The 20,346-nt window shown below is 63.6% G+C and carries 22 protein-coding genes; 15 read left to right on the top strand and 7 right to left on the bottom strand.

Going from position 1 to position 20,346, the window contains the following annotated elements; all coding sequences use genetic code 11:
- Nucleotides 1–4 precede the first annotated feature (4 nt).
- From FHX11_RS25570 to FHX11_RS25545, 6 genes are all read left to right on the top strand, one after another.
- The gene (locus FHX11_RS25570; protein WP_184362776.1) at nucleotides 5–1,105 is read left to right on the top strand and encodes a DUF917 family protein; all 1,101 of its coding nucleotides are present in this window, start codon (nucleotides 5–7) and stop codon (nucleotides 1,103–1,105) included.
- A 15-nt stretch (nucleotides 1,106–1,120) separates the two neighbouring features.
- Nucleotides 1,121–1,450, top strand: coding sequence for a TfoX/Sxy family protein (locus FHX11_RS25565; RefSeq protein ID WP_184362773.1), 330 nt, complete (start codon nucleotides 1,121–1,123; stop codon nucleotides 1,448–1,450).
- 23 nt (nucleotides 1,451–1,473) lie between these two features.
- Nucleotides 1,474–3,135 carry a urocanate hydratase gene (locus tag FHX11_RS25560; RefSeq protein WP_184362770.1) on the top strand — a complete coding sequence of 554 codons (1,662 nt, stop codon included), beginning with the start codon at nucleotides 1,474–1,476 and terminating at the stop codon, nucleotides 3,133–3,135.
- Between the two features lie 126 nt (nucleotides 3,136–3,261).
- Nucleotides 3,262–3,936 carry a hypothetical protein gene (locus FHX11_RS25555; RefSeq protein WP_184362767.1) on the top strand — a complete coding sequence of 225 codons (675 nt, stop codon included), beginning with the start codon at nucleotides 3,262–3,264 and terminating at the stop codon, nucleotides 3,934–3,936.
- 67 nt (nucleotides 3,937–4,003) lie between these two features.
- Nucleotides 4,004–4,234, top strand: a complete 231-nt coding sequence (gene vapB / locus FHX11_RS25550; protein ID WP_184362764.1) for a type II toxin-antitoxin system VapB family antitoxin — start codon at nucleotides 4,004–4,006, stop codon at nucleotides 4,232–4,234.
- A complete protein-coding gene (locus tag FHX11_RS25545; RefSeq protein ID WP_184362761.1) occupies nucleotides 4,231–4,626 on the top strand; it encodes a type II toxin-antitoxin system VapC family toxin in 396 nt (131 codons plus the stop codon). The genes vapB and FHX11_RS25545 overlap by 4 nt, the downstream gene beginning before the upstream one ends.
- Here the strand turns inward: FHX11_RS25545 and FHX11_RS25540 are convergent.
- Together FHX11_RS25540 and FHX11_RS25535 are read right to left on the bottom strand one after the other, a co-directional pair.
- Entirely contained in the window at nucleotides 4,623–5,024 is a 402-nt protein-coding gene (locus tag FHX11_RS25540; protein ID WP_184362758.1) for a VOC family protein, read from the bottom strand. The genes FHX11_RS25545 and FHX11_RS25540 overlap by 4 nt on opposite strands.
- Nucleotides 5,025–5,046: 22 nt before the next feature.
- On the bottom strand, nucleotides 5,047–6,330 hold the full coding sequence (locus FHX11_RS25535) for an MFS transporter (RefSeq protein WP_184362755.1): 1,284 nt from the start codon (nucleotides 6,328–6,330) through the stop codon (nucleotides 5,047–5,049).
- A 96-nt stretch (nucleotides 6,331–6,426) separates the two neighbouring features.
- Here FHX11_RS25535 and FHX11_RS25530 point away from each other — a divergent pair, with 96 nt between their 5' ends.
- Nucleotides 6,427–7,302, top strand: a complete 876-nt coding sequence (locus FHX11_RS25530) for a LysR family transcriptional regulator (RefSeq protein ID WP_184362754.1) — start codon at nucleotides 6,427–6,429, stop codon at nucleotides 7,300–7,302.
- Here the strand turns inward: FHX11_RS25530 and FHX11_RS25525 are convergent, their stop codons facing one another.
- Complete coding sequence (locus FHX11_RS25525) at nucleotides 7,303–8,208, bottom strand: LysR family transcriptional regulator (RefSeq protein ID WP_184362751.1); 906 nt, start codon at nucleotides 8,206–8,208, stop codon at nucleotides 7,303–7,305.
- A 119-nt stretch (nucleotides 8,209–8,327) separates the two neighbouring features.
- Between FHX11_RS25525 and FHX11_RS25520 the strand changes: the two genes are divergently transcribed.
- The gene (locus FHX11_RS25520; RefSeq protein ID WP_184362748.1) at nucleotides 8,328–9,092 is read left to right on the top strand and encodes an SDR family oxidoreductase; all 765 of its coding nucleotides are present in this window, start codon (nucleotides 8,328–8,330) and stop codon (nucleotides 9,090–9,092) included.
- A 119-nt stretch (nucleotides 9,093–9,211) separates the two neighbouring features.
- Nucleotides 9,212–10,423: a bifunctional phosphopantothenoylcysteine decarboxylase/phosphopantothenate--cysteine ligase CoaBC gene (gene coaBC / locus FHX11_RS25515; protein ID WP_184362744.1), complete on the top strand. Its 1,212-nt coding sequence runs from the start codon at nucleotides 9,212–9,214 to the stop codon at nucleotides 10,421–10,423.
- On the opposite strand, the gene FHX11_RS25510 is transcribed toward coaBC, so the two are convergent.
- Nucleotides 10,410–11,225: a class II glutamine amidotransferase gene (locus FHX11_RS25510; RefSeq protein WP_184362741.1), complete on the bottom strand. Its 816-nt coding sequence runs from the start codon at nucleotides 11,223–11,225 to the stop codon at nucleotides 10,410–10,412. The genes coaBC and FHX11_RS25510 overlap by 14 nt on opposite strands.
- Before the next feature lie 908 nt (nucleotides 11,226–12,133).
- Here FHX11_RS25510 and otsB point away from each other — a divergent pair.
- Both otsB and otsA read left to right on the top strand, forming a co-directional pair.
- Entirely contained in the window at nucleotides 12,134–12,928 is a 795-nt protein-coding gene (gene otsB, locus FHX11_RS25505) for a trehalose-phosphatase (protein WP_184362738.1), read from the top strand.
- A gap of 49 nt (nucleotides 12,929–12,977) precedes the next feature.
- Complete coding sequence (otsA, locus tag FHX11_RS25500) at nucleotides 12,978–14,357, top strand: alpha,alpha-trehalose-phosphate synthase (UDP-forming) (protein WP_184362735.1); 1,380 nt, start codon at nucleotides 12,978–12,980, stop codon at nucleotides 14,355–14,357.
- Nucleotides 14,358–14,369: 12 nt separating this feature from the next.
- Here the strand turns inward: otsA and FHX11_RS25495 are convergent, their stop codons facing one another.
- Entirely contained in the window at nucleotides 14,370–15,272 is a 903-nt protein-coding gene (locus FHX11_RS25495; protein WP_184362732.1) for a LysR family transcriptional regulator, read from the bottom strand.
- 137 nt (nucleotides 15,273–15,409) lie between these two features.
- On the opposite strand from FHX11_RS25495, the gene betC reads away from it, so the two are divergent.
- Nucleotides 15,410–16,924 carry a choline-sulfatase gene (betC, locus tag FHX11_RS25490; protein WP_184362729.1) on the top strand — a complete coding sequence of 505 codons (1,515 nt, stop codon included), beginning with the start codon at nucleotides 15,410–15,412 and terminating at the stop codon, nucleotides 16,922–16,924.
- A 65-nt stretch (nucleotides 16,925–16,989) separates the two neighbouring features.
- Nucleotides 16,990–17,199, top strand: a complete 210-nt coding sequence (locus tag FHX11_RS25485) for a molybdopterin-binding protein (protein ID WP_184362726.1) — start codon at nucleotides 16,990–16,992, stop codon at nucleotides 17,197–17,199.
- Nucleotides 17,200–17,202: 3 nt separating this feature from the next.
- Here FHX11_RS25485 and tsaA read toward each other — a convergent pair whose 3' ends face one another.
- Both tsaA and FHX11_RS25475 read right to left on the bottom strand, forming a co-directional pair.
- The gene (gene tsaA, locus FHX11_RS25480; RefSeq protein ID WP_184362723.1) at nucleotides 17,203–17,727 is read right to left on the bottom strand and encodes a tRNA (N6-threonylcarbamoyladenosine(37)-N6)-methyltransferase TrmO; all 525 of its coding nucleotides are present in this window, start codon (nucleotides 17,725–17,727) and stop codon (nucleotides 17,203–17,205) included.
- A 10-nt stretch (nucleotides 17,728–17,737) separates the two neighbouring features.
- Nucleotides 17,738–18,781 (bottom strand): iron ABC transporter substrate-binding protein, encoded by a 1,044-nt coding sequence (locus FHX11_RS25475; RefSeq protein WP_246781143.1) that lies wholly within the window; start codon nucleotides 18,779–18,781, stop codon nucleotides 17,738–17,740.
- A 285-nt stretch (nucleotides 18,782–19,066) separates the two neighbouring features.
- Between FHX11_RS25475 and FHX11_RS25470 the strand changes: the two genes are divergently transcribed.
- Nucleotides 19,067–19,456 (top strand): nuclear transport factor 2 family protein, encoded by a 390-nt coding sequence (locus tag FHX11_RS25470; protein ID WP_184362720.1) that lies wholly within the window; start codon nucleotides 19,067–19,069, stop codon nucleotides 19,454–19,456.
- A gap of 63 nt (nucleotides 19,457–19,519) precedes the next feature.
- Nucleotides 19,520–20,344, top strand: coding sequence for a helix-turn-helix transcriptional regulator (locus tag FHX11_RS25465; RefSeq protein WP_184362717.1), 825 nt, complete (start codon nucleotides 19,520–19,522; stop codon nucleotides 20,342–20,344).
- The last annotated feature ends 2 nt before the right edge of the window (nucleotides 20,345–20,346 follow it).

The following is a 20,346-nucleotide window of genomic DNA, read 5'->3' as shown; positions in this document are numbered from 1 at the left end:
CCGGATGGGACGCGTACTCGTTGCCAAGGATGTGGAAGCCGCCGTCAAGGGCGGCTCGGTCTATGCCGCCGGCGGCGGCGGCTGGGCCGATCATGGCCGCATGCTCGGCTATGCCGCCGTCAATATCGGCAAGCCGCAGCTGGTGTCGATCGAGGAGCTCGATGACAATGACTGGATCGCGACGGCCGCTGCCATCGGCGCGCCGGCCTCCACCACCGCCTGGGAAATGCAAGGCATCGATTACGTCAAGGCAGTTCAACTGCTGCAGGACGCGCTCGGTGAAACGCTTTCCGGCCTGATCATCGGCCAGAACGGCAAGTCCTCGACGCTGAACGGCTGGCTGCCATCGGCCATCCTCGGCACGAAAGTGGTTGACGCCGTCGGTGATATCCGCGCCCATCCGACGGGCGACATGGGCTCGATCGGCATGGCAGGCTCGCCCGAACAGATGATCCAGACCGCCGTCGGCGGCAACCGCGCCGAAAACCGCTATATCGAGCTGGTGGTCAAGGGTGCGACGGCGAAGATTTCGCCGATCCTGCGTGCAGCCTCCGACCAGTCCGGCGGCTTCATCGCCTCCTGCCGCAACCCCTTGCGCGCTTCTTACGTTCGCACCCACGCAGCGCTTGGCGGCATCTCCATGGCACTTTCGCTTGGTGAAGCGATTATCGAGGCGGAAAAGAAGGGCGGGAGCGCCGTCATCGACGCCATCTGCAAGACGACCGGCGGCCATATCCTGGCCGAAGGCACGATCGGCAAGAAGGACGTCGTCTACACGAAGGAAGCCTTCGACATCGGCACCATCACGGTCGGCAGCGGCGATAAGGCCGTGATCATGCATGTGATGAACGAATATATGGCGATCGAGGATGCCGATGGTAAGCGCCTGGCGACATTCCCTTCGGTCATCACCACGCTGTCGCCGGAAGGCGAACCCTTGAGCGTCGGCCAGCTGCACGAGGGCATGCATGTCTTCATCCTGCATGTGCCGATGGACATCATTCCATTGTCTGCCAGCGTGCTCGACCCCACGGTCTATCCCTCCGTCGAAAAGGCGATGGGGATCGAGATCGCCAAATATGCCCTGGCCGGCAAGAAGAGCTGAGATCAGGAGGCGCAGATGGCGCGCGACGCCGGTCTTGAGGAATTGCTGAGAGAGGATCTCGGGCAAAGGCCGGGATTGAGTGAGAAAGCGATGTTCGGCGGCTGGGCCTTTCTGCTCAACGGCCACCTGCTCTGCGGCGCGCGCGAGGATGGACTGCTGATACGCCTCGGCAAGGGCAACGACACCTGGGCGCTGGAGCTGCCTGATATCAAGCCCATGCTGTTAGGCCCGCGCGAAATGCAGGGCTGGGTGCGCGCCGGACCGGAGGCCTATGGCAACGATATGCTGCGCAAGCGCCTGCTTCTGGCCGCACTGGACTTCGTCGAAGGCCTGCCGCCGAAATAACAATAGTCAGGGAAGGGAATTCCATGCCCAAGGCCAATCCACGTCATCCGAAATTCCCCATACCGGGCGGCCCGGTGCTGCGCGCCAAGGGCTGGCGGCAGGAAGCGCTGTTGCGGCTGCTCGAAAATGTGCTCTCGGTCGGCGAAGATCCGGACAATCTCGTCGTCTATGCCGCCCTCGGCAAGGCGGCCCGCAACTGGGTGGCGCATAGGGGCATCGTCAAGGCGCTGACCGAAATGGAGGAGGATCAGACGTTGCTGATCCAGTCCGGCAAACCCATCGGGCTCATCCGCACCCACGCCAAGGCGCCGCTGGTGATCATGGCCAATTGCAACATCGTGGGACAATGGGCCAAGGCCGAGGTCTTCTACGAGCTGCAGCGCAAGGGCCTGATCTGCTGGGGCGGCCTGACGGCCGGCGCCTGGCAATATATCGGCAGCCAGGGCGTCATCCAGGGCACCTATGAGATCTTCATGCGCATCGCCGAGCGCCGCTTCGGCGGCGACCTCCTCGGCCGTTTCGTGCTGACCGCCGGGCTTGGCGGCATGGGCGGCGCGCAGCCGCTCGCCGGCCGCATGGCAGGTGCCGCCATCCTCTGTGTCGATATCGATGCGGAGCGCGCCAGGAAGCGTCAGGACATCGGCTATCTGCAGGAGATCGCGCCCGATCTCGATGCCGCGCTGGCGATGATCGATGCGGCGGTCAAGGAGAAGCGGGCGCTGTCCGTCGGCCTCGTCGGCAATGCGGCCGAGATTTACCCCGAGATCGCCCGGCGCGGCATCGTGCCCGATATCGTCACCGACCAGACCTCGGCGCACGATCTGGTCTACGGCTATGTGCCGAAGGGCATGAGCATCGCCCAGGTCAAGGACCTGCGCGACGACGGCCAGGGACAATTGATGGCGGCAAGCCGCGCCTCGATCGTCGAGCATGTGAAGGCGATGCTGGATTTCCAGAGACAAGGCTCCGAAGTCTTCGACAATGGCAACCTGATCCGCACGCAGGCGAAGGAAGGCGGCGTCGCCAATGCCTTCGATATTCCGATCTTCACCGAGGCCTATCTCAGGCCGCTCTTCTGCCGCGCCATCGGGCCGTTCCGCTGGATGGCGCTGTCGGGCGAGGAAAGCGATATCGCCCGCATCGACGATCTGCTGCTGGAGATGTTCCCCGACAACAAGATCATCACCAACTGGATCAGGCTTGCCCGCGAGCATGTGCCCTTCGAAGGCCTGCCGGCGCGGATCGCCTGGCTCGGCCATGGCGAGCGCACCGCGCTTGCCCGCCGCGTCAACGAGCTTGTGGCAGGCGGCGAACTCGAAGGCCCGATCGCCTTCTCGCGCGACCATCTCGATGCCGGCGCCATGGCGCATCCGAACATCATGACCGAAGGCATGAAGGACGGCTCCGACGCCATCGCCGACTGGCCGCTGATCGACGCCATGATGCTCTGCTCGTCCATGGCCGATCTCGTCGTCGTCCACTCTGGCGGCGGCGGCTATGCCGGCTATATGACCAGCTGCGGCGTCACCGTGGTCGCCGACGGCACGGCCGCAGCCGACGAACGGCTCGACCACGCACTGACCAACGACACCGCGCTCGGCGTCATGCGCTATGCCGATGCCGGCTATGAGGAAGCGCTGGACGAAGTGGCGAAAAAGGATGTGCCCTATATCCGCCTTGGATGAGCACGTCTGTTCTTAGCGGCTTCGAAAGACTATGGTCCCGGGCAATTTAAGACGACCTGTTTTACACGCAATTCCGGACGGAAAACCGCTACACACTTTTCCTGGAATTGCTTTGGAGAGTTGCCCGTGATCCCCTGGACCTTGCTCGACACTGCGAAAATCCCCGGCGGCGGCGAGCTGCGGCTGAAACAGCGCGGCCAGGAATTTTCGATCATGCTCGGCACCAACGAGCTGATGAACAGCCGCTTGAGCGGCTCCGAGCGGGCGCTGGCGACGCTCTCCTGCGAGAAGATCAAGGGCCGGAAGGCGCCGCATGTGCTGATCGGTGGCCTCGGCATGGGCTTTACCTTACGCGCAGCACTCGCCGAACTCGGCGCGGATGCCAAGGTGACGGTCGCGGAACTGGTTCCGGCTGTCGTTTCATGGGCGCGCGGGCCGATGGCAACGGTCTTCGACGGCTGCCTCGACGATCCGCGCGTCACCATCCACGAAGGCGATGTGCGGCCGCTGATCCGCGCCCGCAAGGCGACCTATGACGCCATCCTGCTCGATGTCGACAACGGCCCGGACGGTATCACGTCGGAAGCCAATGACGGACTCTATGACTATCAGGGCCTCAAGGCGGCGCGCGATGCATTGCGCGCCGGTGGCGTGCTGGCGATCTGGTCTTCCGGACCCGACGAGCGCTTTACAAGACGGCTGCGCGATAGCGGTTATATAGTCGAGGTGGTCAATACCCGCGCCAACGGCAAGACGGGCGCGCGCCATGTCATCTGGCTGGCGGCAAAGGCGGGGTCGTGATGTCCTCGAATTGAGGACGCACTCGGAATGATATATATCAATGTCATATCTCAAAAGGAGCTATGGCATGGACACTGCAAAAATCTTCTGGTCCGGCCGCTCGCAGGCCGTGCGCTTGCCGAAGGAATTCCGCCTCGACGGCGAGGAAGTGCGTATCCGGCGGCAGGGAAAGGCGATCATTCTGGAGCCGATCGCCGAAGATTGGGATTGGCTGGAAGCCGTGACAGGGCCGGTCGATAAAGACTTTGCGGAGGCGGCGACCGAGCAGCAGCGCCCTGAGCTGGATATCTTCAAGTGAAATACCTGCTCGACAACAATGCCGTCATCGCCCTCATGAAAGGGCATCCTGGCTTCGTGAGCGAGCTTCGCAGACACAGGCCGCAGGATTTCGCCATTCCGGCGATCGTTGCGCACGAGTTGTTTTACAGCGCCTATAAAAGCCAGCGCGTTGCCGACAATATTGCCCGCGTTGATGCCCTGCAATTCGAGACACTGGATTTCGACAGGGAGGATGCGCGCAAAGCCGGAGAAATTCGGGCGGCGCTTGCCATCCTCGGCACGCCGATCGGCGCCTATGACGTGCTCATCGCGGGCCAGGCTGTGGCCCGCAATCTGATCCTGATCACGCACAATGTCCGGGAATTTCAACGCGTCGAAAACCTGCACTTCGAGAACTGGGAGACGGCCTAGCGCCCTTCGCCCGCGGCAATATGGTTGGAAACCTCGATCAGATTGCCGTCCGGATCGCGGAAATAGACCGAGAGAATCGGGCCGGTCGCGCCGGTCCGGCGGACCGGGCCTTCCTCGATGACCACGCCCTCTGCTGTCAGGTGAGCGACGATCTCGTCGAGCGGCGTCTCGCTGATGAAGCAGAGGTCGGCGGAGCCCGGTGTCGGGCGTTTCGCCTTCGGTTCGAACTCGTGGCCGGCGCGGTGAAGGTTGATCTTCTGGTTGCCGAAGGTCAGCGCCTTGCGGCCTTCTGCGAAGGTTTCGACGCCCATGCCGAGAACGCGGGCGTAGAAGGTGCAGCTTTCCTCGATGCTGGCGACCGTCAGCACCAGATGATCGAGACGATCGATGCGGATCATGACAGATCTCCAGTTCTGCCGCTTAGCGGCGGGCCAGTCTTGCCACCGCGAAAGCGCTGACGAGGCAAACCGAAAGCATGGCGAGAATGAAGAAAACCACGGCCGACCAACCATCGGCAAGCCAGAAATAGCCGCCCACCGAACCGGCGATGCTGGAACCGAGATAATAGGCCAGCAGGTAAAGCGAGGAGGCATGCCCCTTGGTCCCATGCGCCAGCCTTCCGACGAGAGCGCTGGCGACGGAGTGGGTGACGAAGAAGCCGATGGTCACCAGAACGATGCCGAGGATGACGAGCGGCAACGGCGTGGCGAGGGTGACGGCCGCGCCAAGAGCGGCGACCAGCACCCCGGCGGGCAGGACGGTGAAATGGCCGATGCGATCGCCGAGGAGGCCTGCCGCCCAGGAGGCGACGATGCCGAAGAGATAGGCGGTGAAGATCAGGCCAAGCTCGGTCTGGCTGAGATCGTAGGGGTCCGCCACCAGCCGGAAGCCGGCATAATTATAGACGGTGACGAAGGAGCCCATGACCAGGAAGCCGATGGCGAAGAGCAGCGGCAGTGCCGGATTGCGGAAATGGCTTGCCCAGGCGCCCACATGGAACGCGGCATTGAACCCCTTGCGCGGCGTGAAATTGCGTGACGGCGGTAGGAGATACAGAAAGCCGGTTGCCGCGATCAGCCCGAGGATGCCGACGGCGGCGAGTGCCGGCCGCCAGGTGAGGAATTCGGCGATCGTGCCCGTGACCACCCGCCCGGCCATGCCGCCAAAGGCATTGCCGGCGATATAGAGGCCCATGGCGCCGCCAAGGCCGCGCGGCTCGATCTCTTCGGCCAGATAGGTCATGGCAACGGCGGGAACGCCACCGAGCAGGAAGCCTTCAAGCGCCCGGAAGACCAGCAGGACATGCCAGTTCGGCGCGACGGCGCAGATCAAGGTACAGAGAGCGGCGCCCAGCAGCGAAATGAACATCAGGCTGCGGCGGCCGAGACTTTCGGAAACGGCGGCCGCACCGAAGATCGCAAAGGCGAGGAAGCCTGTTGACAGCGACAGGGACAACGAACTGGCCGCCGGCGTCACGCCGAATTCCGCGGAAAAGATCGGCATCAGCGGCTGCACGCAATAGAGCAACGAGAAGGTGGCAAAGCCCGACAGGAACAGCGCGATGGTCGCGCGGCGGAAGGCCGGCGTGCCCCGCGTCAGGAACTGGCGGGGCTCCAGCGACGGTTCGGCCTTGACGAGGATCAATTCAGGACGGGAAGGAACTTCGGAAGCGGTGAATTCTTGCGGCTGGACGGCGCGGGACATGAGGCACACAACCTTTCTTGACCCCGAATCTAGCCAGACCGGCTCCATTAGTCCAATATATGGAACAGACAATTTCAATAGGTTTTGGAGATAGCGATGGAGCTGCGTCATATCCGCTATTTTCTGGCGCTGGCGGACGAAGGCAATTTCACCCGCGCCGCCGCCAAGCTCGGCATCGGCCAGCCGCCGCTCAGCCAGCAGATCCGCGACCTGGAGAACGAAATAGGGGCAGCCCTGTTTCATCGCGTGCCGCATGGGGCGGAGCTGACGGCGGCGGGCGAAGCCTTTCGCGCCGAGGCACGCGCGGCCGTGGACGCGGCCGAGAAAGCCAAGCTCGCGGCCCAGCGCGCCAATCGCGGCGAGATCGGCCGCCTGTCGCTAGGCTTCACCGCCTCCTCCGCTTTCAATACGATCGTCACCTCCACCATCCGCGAATTCCGCAATCGCTGGCCGCAGGTGCGCCTGTCGCTGACCGAGATGAACACCAATGCCCTGACCGAGCGGCTGATGCGCGGCGAGATCGATGCCGCCTTCATCCGCCCCGGCCTGGAAGACCCGCGCAATGTCCGGCTCAAGCGCTTCGACGACGAACCGATGCTGATCGCCCTGCCCGTTCACCACCCCCTAGCGGAGCGGGATCGCGTGCCGATCGCGGCGCTGGCGCATGAGCCCTTCATCCTCTTTCCGCGCATGGTGGGGCTCAGCCTCTATGACGATATCGCCGCCGCCTGCCGCGAGGCGGGTTTCGAGCTGATGGTGACGCAGGAGGCGCCGCAGATCCCTTCGGTCGTCAATCTCGTCGCCGCCAATCTCGGCGTCTCCATCGTCCCCGCCTCGATCACCCAGATCAAGCTCGATGGCGTGACCTACCGAGAGATCGACGGGCCGCCGCTGGTGGCGCGGCTTGGGCTTGCCGTGCTCAAGGCGCAGCGCTCACCGGTCACCGCCAATCTGATGAGCCTGGTTTCCTGATCAGCCGGCGACGTCCCAATAGGGCGGATCGCCGAATGCCTTGCGCAGATGATCGGCGATGGCCCGGAGCTTCGCGGAAGGGTTGCGTCCTTCCGGATGCGCCATGAAGACGAATTCGGCTTCCGGCCGATAGCCAACGTCGATCTCGACGAGCAGCCCCTGATTGACGGACGGCCCGGCGATGAAGGCCGGCAGCAGGGCGATGCCCAGCCCCGCGATTGCCGCATCGCGCGAGACGTCGCCATTGTTGATGCCGAGCGCGAGCCTCCCCCGCACGAGAACGGCGCCTTCCGGTCCTTCGAAACGCCAGTCGGCAATGCCGCGATTGGTGTAGAATATCCCCCTGTGATCTTCGAGGTCGGAGAGCGAAGTGGGCATGCCGTTGCGGCGCAGATAATCCGGCGACGCGACGAGGAGCCGGCGGCTGCGGGCGAGCTTCCAGGCGACGAGACGGGAGTCGGCGATCACGCCATGACGGATGATGGCATCATAGCCGTCGGACGCGGCGTCGACCCGGCGGTCGTCGAGATCGAGCGTCAGCTCGATCTCCGGGTGATCGGCCAGGAAAGGATAAAGGGCCGGGCCGAGATGCATGCGGCCGAAGGTGACGGGAGCGGCGATCCGCAGCGGCCCGGCAAGCGTGCCGCGCCGTTCGGCGAGGTCGGCCGCGGCCTCCCGCACCTCGTGCACGATCCGCCGCGCCCGTTCCAGGAAGGCGGCACCGTCTTCCGTCAGGGTCAGCTTGCGTGTCGTGCGGTGCAGCAGCGTGGCGCCGAGCGTCCTCTCCATCTCCGCCAGCCGCTCGCTGACCACGGATTTCGACAGCCGCAGCCGGCGCGCCGCCTCGCTGATCGACCCCGCCTCGGCTACGGTCACAAAAGCGGTGATCCCTTCAATCCTGAGCATCGTTCGGCAATCCCGAATTCGAGTTCCACGATTTGAAGACTAATCCGAACGATCGAAAAAGACCATCTTCCGTGCATCGGACGAACCAACGGACACGTCCTCACCCAGGAGATGGAACAATGAACCGCTTGAATGGAAAAGTCGCAATCGTCACCGGCGCCAGCTCCGGCATCGGCCGCGCCACTGCAAAACTCTTCGCCGCCGAAGGCGCCAAGGTCGTCGTCGGCGCCCGTCGCGGCAATGAGCTGGAAAGTCTCGTCGCCGAGATCAAGGCCGCCGGCGGTGAAGCCGCGGCACTGGCCGGCGACGTCCGCTCGGAAGACTATCACAAGGCGCTGGTCGCGCTTGCGGTCGAGCGCTACGGCAAGCTTGACATCGCCTTCAACAATGCCGGCACGCTCGGCGAGGCCGGGCCGAGCACCGAGGTTTCGGAACAGGGCTTTGCCGAGGCGCTGGCGATCAACCTTACCGCGTCGTTCCTGGCCGCCAAGCACCAGATCGGCGAAATGCTCAAGCATGGCGGCGGTTCGGTGATCTTCACCTCGACCTTTGTCGGCCATACGGTTGGCTTTCCCGGCGTCGCCGCCTATGCCGCCAGCAAGTCCGGCCTGATCGGCCTGACGCAGGCGCTCGCCGCCGAATTCGGCCCGCAGAACGTGCGCGTCAATGCCATATTGCCGGGCGCGGTCGATACCGACATGTATCGGGATATGAACGACACGCCGGAGAAGCAGGCTTTCGTCACCAACCTGCATGCGCTGAAGCGCGTCTCCCGGCCGGAAGAGATCGCCCGCTCGGTCCTCTACCTCGCCTCCGACGATGCGAGCTTCGTGACCGGCACGGCCTCGCTCGTCGATGGCGGCCTCTCGATCACTCGCACTTAAGCGGCTTTATCGCGCGGCGATCCCCGCCTTCCTGCGAACGGATCGTCGCGCCGGCGATTGCCTATTATACGCCAAAGGCTTAGGCTGGTGCGCATAAGAACAAGCGGCGGGTTTGGGTCATGGCTCTTGCGGGAAAACGCATTCTTCTGATCATTTCCGGCGGCATCGCCGCCTATAAGAGCCTCGACCTGATCCGGCGGTTGCGGGAGCGCGGCGCCGCCGTCCGCCCGGTGATGACGGCGGGGGCTGAGCAGTTCATCACGCCGCTTGCCGTCGGCGCGCTTGCCGCCGATCATGTTTTCACCGATCTGTTTTCCCGTCAGGACGAGCAGGATGTCGGTCATATCCGGCTGGCACGCGATTGCGACCTGGTGCTGATCGCGCCGGCGACCGCCGACCTGCTGGCGAAGATGGCCAATGGCCTGGCGGACGACCTTGCCTCGACCATATTGCTGGCGACCGACCGGCCTGTGCTGGCCGCCCCCGCGATGAATCCCAGGATGTGGGCCAATGCCGCAACCAGACGCAACGTCGATGCCCTGAGGGGCGACGGCATCCACTTCGTCGGCCCGATGGTCGGGGAAATGGCTGAAAGCGGCGAGGCCGGCGCCGGTCGCATGGCCGAGCCGCTGGACATCGTTGCCGCCGTCGAGATGCGTCTCGATGATGGCGTAAAGCCGCTTGCCGGCCGAAAGGCCGTCGTCACCTCCGGCCCGACGCATGAGCCGATCGACCCGGTGCGCTACATTGCCAACCGTTCCTCCGGCCGACAGGGTCATGCCATCGCATCGGCGCTTGCCGCCCTCGGCGCCGACGTGACGCTGGTCACCGGACCGGTTACCATCCCCGACCCGGCCGGCATGCGCGTCATCCACGTCGAGCGGGCGGATGAGATGCGCGATGCCGTGCTGGCGGCGCTGCCGGCCGACATCGCCGTCATGGTCGCTGCCGTCGCCGACTGGAAGGTGGCATCCGCGTCTGACCAGAAGATCAAGAAACATCCCGGCGAATCCATCCCGACGCTGGCGCTCACCGAGAACCCGGACATTCTGAAGACCGTGGGACATCACACGCAGAGGCCGAGGCTGGTCATCGGCTTTGCCGCCGAGACGCAGGATGTGGAGAGCAATGCCAAGGCGAAACTCGAGCGCAAGGGCGCCGACATCATCGTCGCCAACGACGTCTCGCCCGCGACCGGCATCATGGGCGGTACGCGCAACCGCGTGAAGCTCATCCGCCACGACAGCGTGGAACAATGGCCCGACCTCGACAAGGACGAGGTGGCGACGCGCCTGGCGGCCTTGATCGCCGAGCAGTTCAAGCAGGGATAGCGGTATCCGTCTGCGCCCCGGCCGAGGCGCGCTTTTCCGGCTGGAACGGCGTGACATGGACGCCCCGGTCATCGATCAAGACGGCGCTGCCATCCGGGATTTCCGTCCAGGCGTCGCCATCGTCGTTCAACGGCTCCGATACCAGGCAATAGCCGGAGCCGACCGGCGAGGCATAGAGCGTCGGCGCCTTGCGGTCGGTGGCGTAGCGCACCGCATGCAGCGACTTGCCGTCGGAAAACGCGGCCGTGAAACGCACCAGCGCCGAGCCGGTCAGGTGGATCGACAAGCCCTCGACGAAATCGATGGTCTCGGAAATCGCAGCAACCGGATTGGCGGCGAGGCCGAATTGCAGCGCCAGCAGGAACAGCAGCTCCGAATCCGTCGTGCCGCTGCGAGCATGGAACAGCCGGTCGTCCAGCATGGCCTCCATCGGCCGGCGCAGGCGGTCGAAGCCGGAAATCTGCCCGTTATGCTGGAAGGACCAGTTCTCGAAGATGAAGGGATGGCAATTGTCGCGCCGGGTGCCGCCGCCGGTCGCGGCGCGGACATGGGCGAGAAACAGCGGCGAACGGATCTGCCGCGCCAGGCTCTTCAAATTGCAATCAGACCAGGCCGGCAGGATGTCGCGGTAGCGGCCCGGCTCCGGCCGGTCGCCATACCAGGCAATGCCGAAGCCGTCGCCGTTGGTCGCCGTCTTGGCGCGCGTGGCGCAATGGGATTGCTCGATCAGGGAATGGGCGGGCGAAGACACCAGCTCCTCCAGATAGAGGGGGTCTCCACGATAGGCTGCCCAGCGACACATATGTCTTTGCTCCAATTCCCGCCGGTTTTCTGTCGCGCGGGACTATGTCAAATCCAAGGACGATTCTTCTGCCGAATGGGTAATAAAGTGTTAATTTCCGGCGACTTGGCAAGCGGGATGACAGTTATTTGACGCTCCATCCGATCACTTTTCCGCAGCGCAGCATTCTTCTTTTGTGAACGAAGCCATTTGCGAGCCCGCACTTTCGAGCCCTCTTGCCGCATAACTTGATGAAAATACCGGCATGGCCTATAGTGCAGGAGTGAGGGGCGGGTTGCAGCCCACCCCTCGTTTGCTTAGCTAAAGAAATTGACCCGGACCTGAACTTGCCAGCTGGTCCGGGTTTTCCTTACCCAAAGCGTGATGCTAAGTGGAAACCACATAGCCCACCTCCTTGTTGAAGACGAGGCCGATCGCCACGGTCGAGGTTGCCCATCTCCCCCGATCCTGCCGCTGACAGGACAGGCGCTGCTTTCATCATCAACCGCGCCAATCGATATCACGCGTAAGTTGAATCATCCACGACATTTCAAATCGATACCACGTGTGACGCCGCCTTTTGCGCCAGGCCCTTGCATCGCCCGCGATTTGAGCTACCTTAGGTGTGTCGTCAACGTAACGAAAGGAAGGTGATCCAATGTCTAGTGAGATTTCGGTCTTCGTACCGGGCATGGAAATGGTTGTGAACGTTGCGAGGCAGCCCTCGCTCTGATCAACGCCTTCCGGAAGCGTATTTGCGCTTCAGGCCAGTTACGGGCCAAAGCTCATGGGGGGTCGCTTCGCGCGGCCCCTTTTGCGTTCATGGGGCAACCGATGAGGAGCGTCTCCGGTCAGGCGAGGCCGGCCTGATTGAGGGCATCGCCATTTTTTTCCTTGCCGAATGGCAAGAGTGCCTTAGCTAATTGCGCATGACTTCTCAGGAACAGCCCAGACCGGGCGAAGCCGAACCGGCGCCGCCGAATGAACCGGCGCTTACCGCACTCTCAATGTATCCTCAGGAATGGGCCCTGTTCCTCGATATCGACGGAACGCTGCTCGACCTTGCCGAGAGGCCGGAAGCGGTGAGCGTGCCCCCTCACCTGCCCTTCATCCTGCATACGCTCTCCCGCAGGCTTGGCGGCGCGCTCGCGCTGGTGACCGGCCGCTCTGTCGGCTTCGTCGATACGCTCTTTGCCCCCTACCGCTTTCCGGTCGCCGGCCTGCATGGCGCCGAGCAGCGCGATTACGGCGGGCGGTTGCGCCGTGCATTGGTCCCGCATGCCTTCCAGGAAATGAAACGCGCCATCGCGCGCGAGGCGGAAGCCTGGCCGGGCGCCATCGTGGAAGACAAGGGCGCGGCCGTCGCGGTCCATTACCGGATGGCGCCAGAGCACGGCGACGCGATCGCCGAGGCAATGCAGCGTTACCTGCAGGAAGCCGGTCCGGACTGGACGCTGCAGCGCGGCAAGCTGGTCTATGAGATCTGCCCGGCGCGCTCCAGCAAGGGGCAAGCCGTCGAAACCTTTCTCGAAGAGGAACCGTTCAGCGGGCGGCGGCCGCTCGCGATCGGCGACGACGTGACCGACGAGACGATGTTCGAGGTTGCCAACCGTCTCGGCGGTCAGTCCGTGCGCGTCGCCCCTGCCAACGGCAAAACGTTGGCGCGTGCATCCATTCCCTCACCCGCGCGTTTAAGAGAGATACTCGCAGCGCTCGCCAAGTAATCGCTCGGTCACTTTGGCCTTCAGCAGCCCTCTTGAAAGGAGCGACCCCGTGAGTCGTCTCATCATCGTTTCCAACCGTGTTTCCGTCCCCGACAACAATGGAGCGGCGGCGGCGGGTGGGCTTGCCGTGGCGCTTCAAGCCGCCCTTGCGGAGCGCGGCGGCATATGGATGGGCTGGTCGGGCAAGTCGAGCGGCGACGCCGAGCCCGAGCCGCTGGTTCTGACCCAGGACGGCAACATCACCTATGCGCTGACCGATCTCACCCAGACCGACGTCGAGGAATATTACCAGGGGTTTGCCAACCGCGTGCTTTGGCCGATCTGCCATTACCGACTGGACCTCGCCGAATATGGCCGCAAGGAAATGGCCAGCTATTTCCGCGTCAACCGCTTCTTCGCCCACCGGCTGGCACCGCTGGTCGAGCCCGACGACATCATCTGGGTGCATGACTATCACCTGATCCCGCTGGCGGCGGAACTGCGGCAGATGGGGCTGAAGAACCGCATCGGCTTCTTCCTGCACATCCCCTGGCCACCCGCCGACGTGCTCGTCACCATGCCGGTGCACGAGCAGATCATGCGCGGTCTCTCCTCCTATGACCTGCTCGGCTTCCAGACCGACCACGATCTCGAAAATTTCGCCGGCTGCCTGAAGCGCGAGGGCATGGGCGTCGAGGATAGTCCGGGTCACTTCAACGCTCTTGGCCATGAATTTCGCGGCAAGGCCTATTCGATCGGCATCGAGACGGCGGCCTTTGCCGATTTCGCCCGCAAGGCGGCCGCCCACAGCATGGTGCAGAAGGCACGCAAGAGCATCGAGGGCCGCGACCTGATCATCGGCGTCGACCGGCTGGACTATTCCAAGGGAATCACCCAGCGCATCGACGCCTTCGAGCGCTTCATCACCAACAATCCCGCCCATCAGCGCAATGTCACCTATCTGCAGATCACCCCGAAATCGCGGTCGGAAGTGCCGGAATACGAGGCCATGCAGCACGCTGTCGCCGAACAGGCAGGAAGGGTCAACGGCGCGATCGGCACGGTCGACTGGGTGCCGATCCGCTATATCAACCGCTCGATCAGCCGCCCGGTGCTCGCCGGCCTCTACCGGCTGGCGAAAGTCGGTCTGGTCACGCCGCTGCGCGACGGCATGAACCTCGTTGCCAAGGAATATGTGGCGGCGCAGGATCCGGACGATCCCGGCGTGCTGGTGCTTTCCCGCTTCGCGGGCGCGGCGCGCGAGCTGAAAGGCGGCGCGTTGCTGGTCAATCCCTACGACGTCGACGGGACGGCCAATGCCCTGGCACGGGCGATCAACATGCCGCTGGATGAGCGGCGCGAACGCTGGCGCGGCATGATGGACCATCTGCTGGAATATGATGTCTCGCGCTGGTGCGACACCTTCCTGGCCGATCTCAGGGCCGACTGACCTGGCGGACCGCTACATCGCGGCCGCTTCTTCGATCAGCCACGCCGTCAGCCGCTCGGCATGGATGCTCGGCGACATCGGCGGCAGGAGCCAGTAACCCCGGTTCGGCGCCTCCAGCATCGGGCCGGCGGTGACCAGCATGCGGCCAGCAAGCAGCGTATCCACCAATCCCATCCAGCCGAGCGCCAGCCCCTGCTCGCCGATCGCCGCCTGCACCACCAGCGAATAGGTGTTGAATCTCAGATCGCCATGGCCGATGTGACTGTCACGGCGGACACCGAGCTCGGCGAGGTAGCTCCTCCAGTCGAACCAGGGCGATGGCGTCTCCGTGTCGAGATGGACGAGCGTTGCCCGCGCCAATTGGCTCGGATCGTCGAAGGGACCGTATCGGTCGACGAAGCCCTGCGTGCAGATCGGTGCCACTTGCTCGGGCAGCAGCAACGACGCGTCCGATCCAAACACCTGCCTCGCGCCGAAAGCGACGGTAACGTCGCCGCTGTGCATATGACCGCCCTCCTGCCGCTGCGTGGCGACGATCTGGATATCCACCTCCGGATAGAGCTGACGGAACCGGTGCATGCGCGGCATCAGCCAGAGCGCGGAAAAGGCATAGTCGGTGCGCAGCCGCACCGCCGGGCGCTCCGACTCGGCGCGAAAGCTGCGCACCAGGGAATCGACGCCACCGACCGCCTTTTCGGCGATCTCGAACAGCCGCCGGCCTTCGGGCGACAGCTCGACGCCGCGATGCTGGCGGCGAAACAGGGCAACACCCATCTGCTCCTCGATCCGCCGGATCTGATAGCTGACCGCCGGCTGCGTCAAGCCCAGGCTCGTGGCCGCCGCCGACAGGCTGCCCGAGCGGCCCACCTCGACGAAAATCCGTAGCCATCCGAGGTCCACTGGCCGCTGAGCCATAAAATTTCCTTTTGGCATTCATCGAAAAAAGCAAGCTTTACAGGATCGATATTACTGATGTTGAATAAAATCAGCAAATGGTAACAGGAGACGATCAAGAGCTGGCCGGCCTCCGATCCTGCCCAAGGAATTCCAGCATGGCGCGTCCGAATATCCTCATCCTGATGGTCGATCAGTTCAACGGAACCCTATTTCCCGACGGACCGGCCGATTTCCTGCATGCGCCGGTCTTGAAGGCGCTGGCGGCGCGTTCCGTGCGCTTCGCCAACAGCTATACGGCAAGCCCGCTCTGCGCGCCGGCGCGGGCCTCCTTCATGTCGGGACAATTGCCGAGCCGCACGCGGGTCTACGACAATGCCGCCGAATTCGCCTCTGATATCCCGACCTTCGCGCATCATCTGCGGGCGGCGGGCTACCAGACAGCCCTGTCGGGCAAGATGCATTTCGTCGGGCCGGACCAGATGCACGGCTTCGAGGAGCGGCTGACGACCGACATCTATCCCGCCGATTTCGGCTGGACGCCGGACTACACCAAGCCCGGCGAGCGCATCGACTGGTGGTATCACAATCTCGGCTCGGTGACCGGCGCCGGCGTCGCCGAGATCACCAACCAGATGGAATATGACGACGAGGTCGCCTATCACGCCACCCGCAAGCTCTACGACCTGTCGCGCGGACACGACCGCCGGCCCTGGTGCCTGACGGTAAGCTTCACCCATCCGCACGACCCTTACGTCGCCCGCCGCCGCTTCTGGGATCTCTATGAGGATTGCCCGGCGCTCGATCCCGAGGTCGGCGCCATCCCCAACGAGAAGCAGGACCCGCATTCGCAGCGGCTGATGAAGGCGAGCGATCACGAAGCCTTCGACATCACGCCCGAGCAGATACGCCGGGCGCGGCGCGGCTATTTCGCCAATATCTCCTATGTCGACGAGAAGATCGGCGAGATCCTCGACGTGCTGGAGCGCGGCGGCATGGCGAACGATACCATCGTGCTCTTCGTCTCCGACCATGGCGACATGCTCGGCGAGCGCGGACTGTGGTTCAAGATGAACTTCTTCGAAGGTTCGGCGCGCGTGCCGCTGATGATCGCGGCACCCGGCTGGCGACCGCAGCGCATCGACCAATCGGTCTCGACGCTCGACGTGACGCCGACGCTGGCGGCGCTCGCCGGGATCGACATCGCATCGCTGCGCCGCTGGACCGATGGCGAAGACCTCACTCCGCTGGCGCTCGGCACCGGGGGCCGCAGTCCCGTGCCGATGGAATATGCGGCCGAAGGCTCCGAAGCCCCACTCGTGGCCTTGCGCGACGGCCGCTACAAGCTGATCCTTTGCGACAAGGACCCGCCACTGCTTTTCGATCTCGAGACCGATCCGAAGGAGCTGACCAATCTGGCCGGCGATCCCGCCTGCGCCGAAACGCTGGCGGAATTGACGGCACAGGCCATGGCGCGCTGGAATCTGGCGAATTTCGACGCGGCAGTGCGCGAGAGCCAGGCGCGGCGATGGGTGGTCTACAAGGCACTGCGCAACGGCGCCTATTATCCCTGGGATTATCAGCCGCTGCAGAAGGCGTCGGAACGATACATGCGCAACCACATGGATCTCAACGTGCTGGAGGAAAACCAGCGGTTTCCGCGCGGCGAATAGGATTAGCCATAGCCTGTGACCGGTCGAGCAGATAATGTCGCGCCGGTCACAAGGGAGAAACATCCATGAAAATCAGCGCGAGAAACCGCCTCAAGGGCAAGGTCGTCGAGGTCACCAAGGGCGCAACGACGGCGCATGTCCGCATCGACATCGGCAACGGCTCCATCGTCACCTCCTCGATCACCAACGAGGCGGTGGACGAGCTGGGCCTGACGGTCGGCGCGACAGCCTATGCCGTCATCAAGGCCTCCGACGTCATGGTCGCCGTCGACTGAGCCTCACGCCTTCTGGCAATAATGCGCCGTCCCGCTGTCGCCGGTCTGGAAATCGCCGGGCTGCGGCGGCGCGATCGGCTTGAACAAGGTCCGGTCCGGCTTCAAATCCAGAAGCGGCGTGCCGTCAAGGCAATCGAGGCCGCGCACGAGCAGCACCGCCCCTTCGACCGCCTCCAGCTTGACGATGGAGGTGCCGATCGGATTGGGCCGCACCGGCGAGCGCAGCGAGAAGGTGCCATGCACCTTGCCGCTGTTGGCCGGGCTTTGCAGCACGAGATCGCGGCGCGAGCGATCCAGCCAATAGAGCACTTCCAGCCGCTCGAAAGCGTCCACGCCCTTCAGCGCCGGCACCCATGGCTCGAAAATCTCGATGCGGCACAGCGGGCCGTCATGCCGCCCCTGGCGCGGCGTCTCCATGCGCGACGTCCAGGGCGTCGAGATACGGCCGATGAAGCTCAGACCGGCATCGCTTGCCGCCGGCGGCGCGACGGCCACCTCGTTTTCGCGGATTTCGTTCTCGCGGACCATGACTTCTCTCCTATTTGACGTCCTTCAGCAACGCCGCCGCCTGTTCGTCCGTCAGCTCGACCTGGTAGAACAGCTTGTAGAAAGTCTTCACATCGGCGGTGAGATCGCTCTTGAAGAGCTGCGGATAGAGCAGGTTCTCCAGCCAGCGCAGGCCGATGAGCCTGTTGACGCCGGGCGGCGATTCGAACCAGCCGAAGGGCAGTGACGGCGGCACGAAAATCCTGCTGTCCTTGACGGCCTTGATGGCGGCCCATTGCGGGTCGCTGCGCACAGACGCGGCGAAATGCGCATCTTCGGCGATGATGATATCGGGATTCCACTCGGCGACCTGCTGCGGCGTCACCCGGGTCAACCCGCCCTTGCCGGCGGCGGCCGCGACATTCATGGTGCCGACCGCATCGAGAATCTCGACATTGATCGAGCCGGAAAGCCCGGTCTGCAGCCCGTCTCCGCCGCGGCCGTAATAGACGCGCGGACGCGGATCGTTCGGCAGCGTCGCCAGCTTGTCGTTCAGTTCCTTGATCGCCGCGTCGGCGTAGTCCGCGAGCTTGTTGGCGCGGTCCCCGACGCCGATCAGGGCACCGACGTCGCGAAGCGTGAGCGACGTGCGGGCAAGACTGCCGTCGATGAGGACATAGGGGATATGCGTCTCGGCCTGCACCCTGTCGGCCAGCGCCTTGTAGCCGTCATCCACCGTGCCGACATCGAGGATGATGTCCGGCTTGGCGTCCATGACGGCCTGCGGGCCGACTGTACCGTCCTTGCCGGTCAGGCGTCCGATGGTGGGCAGCGCCCGTGCCGAGGGCGTCAGATAGGCCTTGGCGGCATCGTCGGGCGCGTGAACCCAGCCGGCCAGCTTTTCCGGCGCCAGAACATAGACCAGCACCGCCGCCGGCGGACCGGCGACGACGATCCGGTCGATCTTGTCCGGCACCGACACGCTACGCCCGGCCGCGTCGGTGATGATCCGCGCCCCGGCCGAAACCGGCAGCAGGCCGACGAAAACCAGAGCAAAAACCGCAAGACATTTCATCATCAGCGCCGCCGTTACCATCGAGGAAATCCCGGAGCGGCACTATGGCATAGCGCTATATCGGATGGAACATCACGAAGGCGCTATTGCGAAATGAACCCTGCCGGCGGCGATCACGTCAACCCGAGACCAAATTGGGGCTCTCATTACATCGCATGTAATTGAGAACGGCATTCGTCCCGATGTATCCAACGACCATCTTCTTGCAGGAAGAGCATTTCAAGCCCTTCAACACAGAGAGCCTTCGCCCGGAACGATGTCGATAGCCAATATCCCGGTTCCCCACGGCGAGCTCAGGAGAAACCCATGACGACGATTTCATTCACCCAAAAAGAAGCTCCGCAATGGCTGCTGGCCTTCTGGCGGGAAATCGACGACAAGACCTTTGGCGACGGCTTCGATTGCCTCGCGGAAGGCGCGACATGCAATCTCGGCATTGCCGACTGGAAGGGCCGCGAGACCATTCGCGAAAACCTGCGCGCCTTCATCGACACCGGCTTCACCGCACTGCATGATGTCACCGAATATTGGGACGGCGGATCGCTAAAGGTGTTTCGCGGGACCGTTACCATGACGCCCGATGACCGCACACAAGCCACGGTCAAGCCGGTCATGACGCACTTCTTCTATATGGACGAGGCCGATCCGACCAAGGTGCGCCATTGGTATGGATCAGTCGGGCCTGTTGCGTTCTGACGAAAACCGACGTTGGCGGGGCGATCGAAACCCCGCCATATCAGAAAGCGAGGCCTTTGCAGGATGAGTTCTCCCCACGCGGTTTTGAGACGACCAAACGAACTCGGCCCGCAGCTGCGCGCCTGGCGCGGCATACGCGGCAAGAGCCAGCTCGAGCTCTCCCTCGACACCGGCATTTCGCAGCGTCAGATCAGTTTCATCGAAAGCGGCAGGAGCACACCCGGCCGCCAGAACGTGTTGCGTCTCGCCGACGCCCTGGACGTGCCGTTTCGCGAGCGCAACACCTTGCTGCTCGCTGCCGGCTATGCGCCGATCTATTCGGAAGGAAGTTTTGACGATCAGGAGATGCAGGGCGTTACCAATGCGCTCAAGCGCATGCTTCGTCAGCACGAGCCGTTTCCGGCTGTCGTGATGGACCGCTATTGGAACGTGGTGATGACCAATGATGCGGCCCCTCGCTTCTTCGGCCAGTTCATCGACATGACCGCGCGCCCATCACCGCGCAATCTCCTGCATCTGATGTTCGATCCCGACGGGATGCGGCCGTTCATTGCGGACTGGGGTCAGACGGCAAAGAGCCTTTTGGGACGAGTCTTCCGCGAATCCGTCGGCCACGTCATCGATGCGCGGACGAAGGACCTCATCGACAGTCTGGTGGCCTATCCCGACGTGGATTCCGAATGGCAGACATCGCCAACGATCGAGAATGCGCCGCTCATTCCCCTGTCCTTCGTCAAGGACGGGCATGTTTTGAAGTTTTTCTCGCTGGTCGCGACGGTCGGCACCGCGCAGATGATCACGACCCAGGAGTTGCGGATCGAATGCATGTTTCCGCTGGATGAGGCCACGGAGCTTCAGTATGCGGGCCTCATGCAGACCGCCCGATAGAG

It is taken from the genome of Rhizobium sp. BK602, from assembly GCF_014195095.1.
GTDB lineage: Bacteria > Pseudomonadota > Alphaproteobacteria > Rhizobiales > Rhizobiaceae > Rhizobium.
Note: the sequence above shows the minus strand (reverse complement) of the source record. Positions and strands in the feature narration are given on the sequence as shown.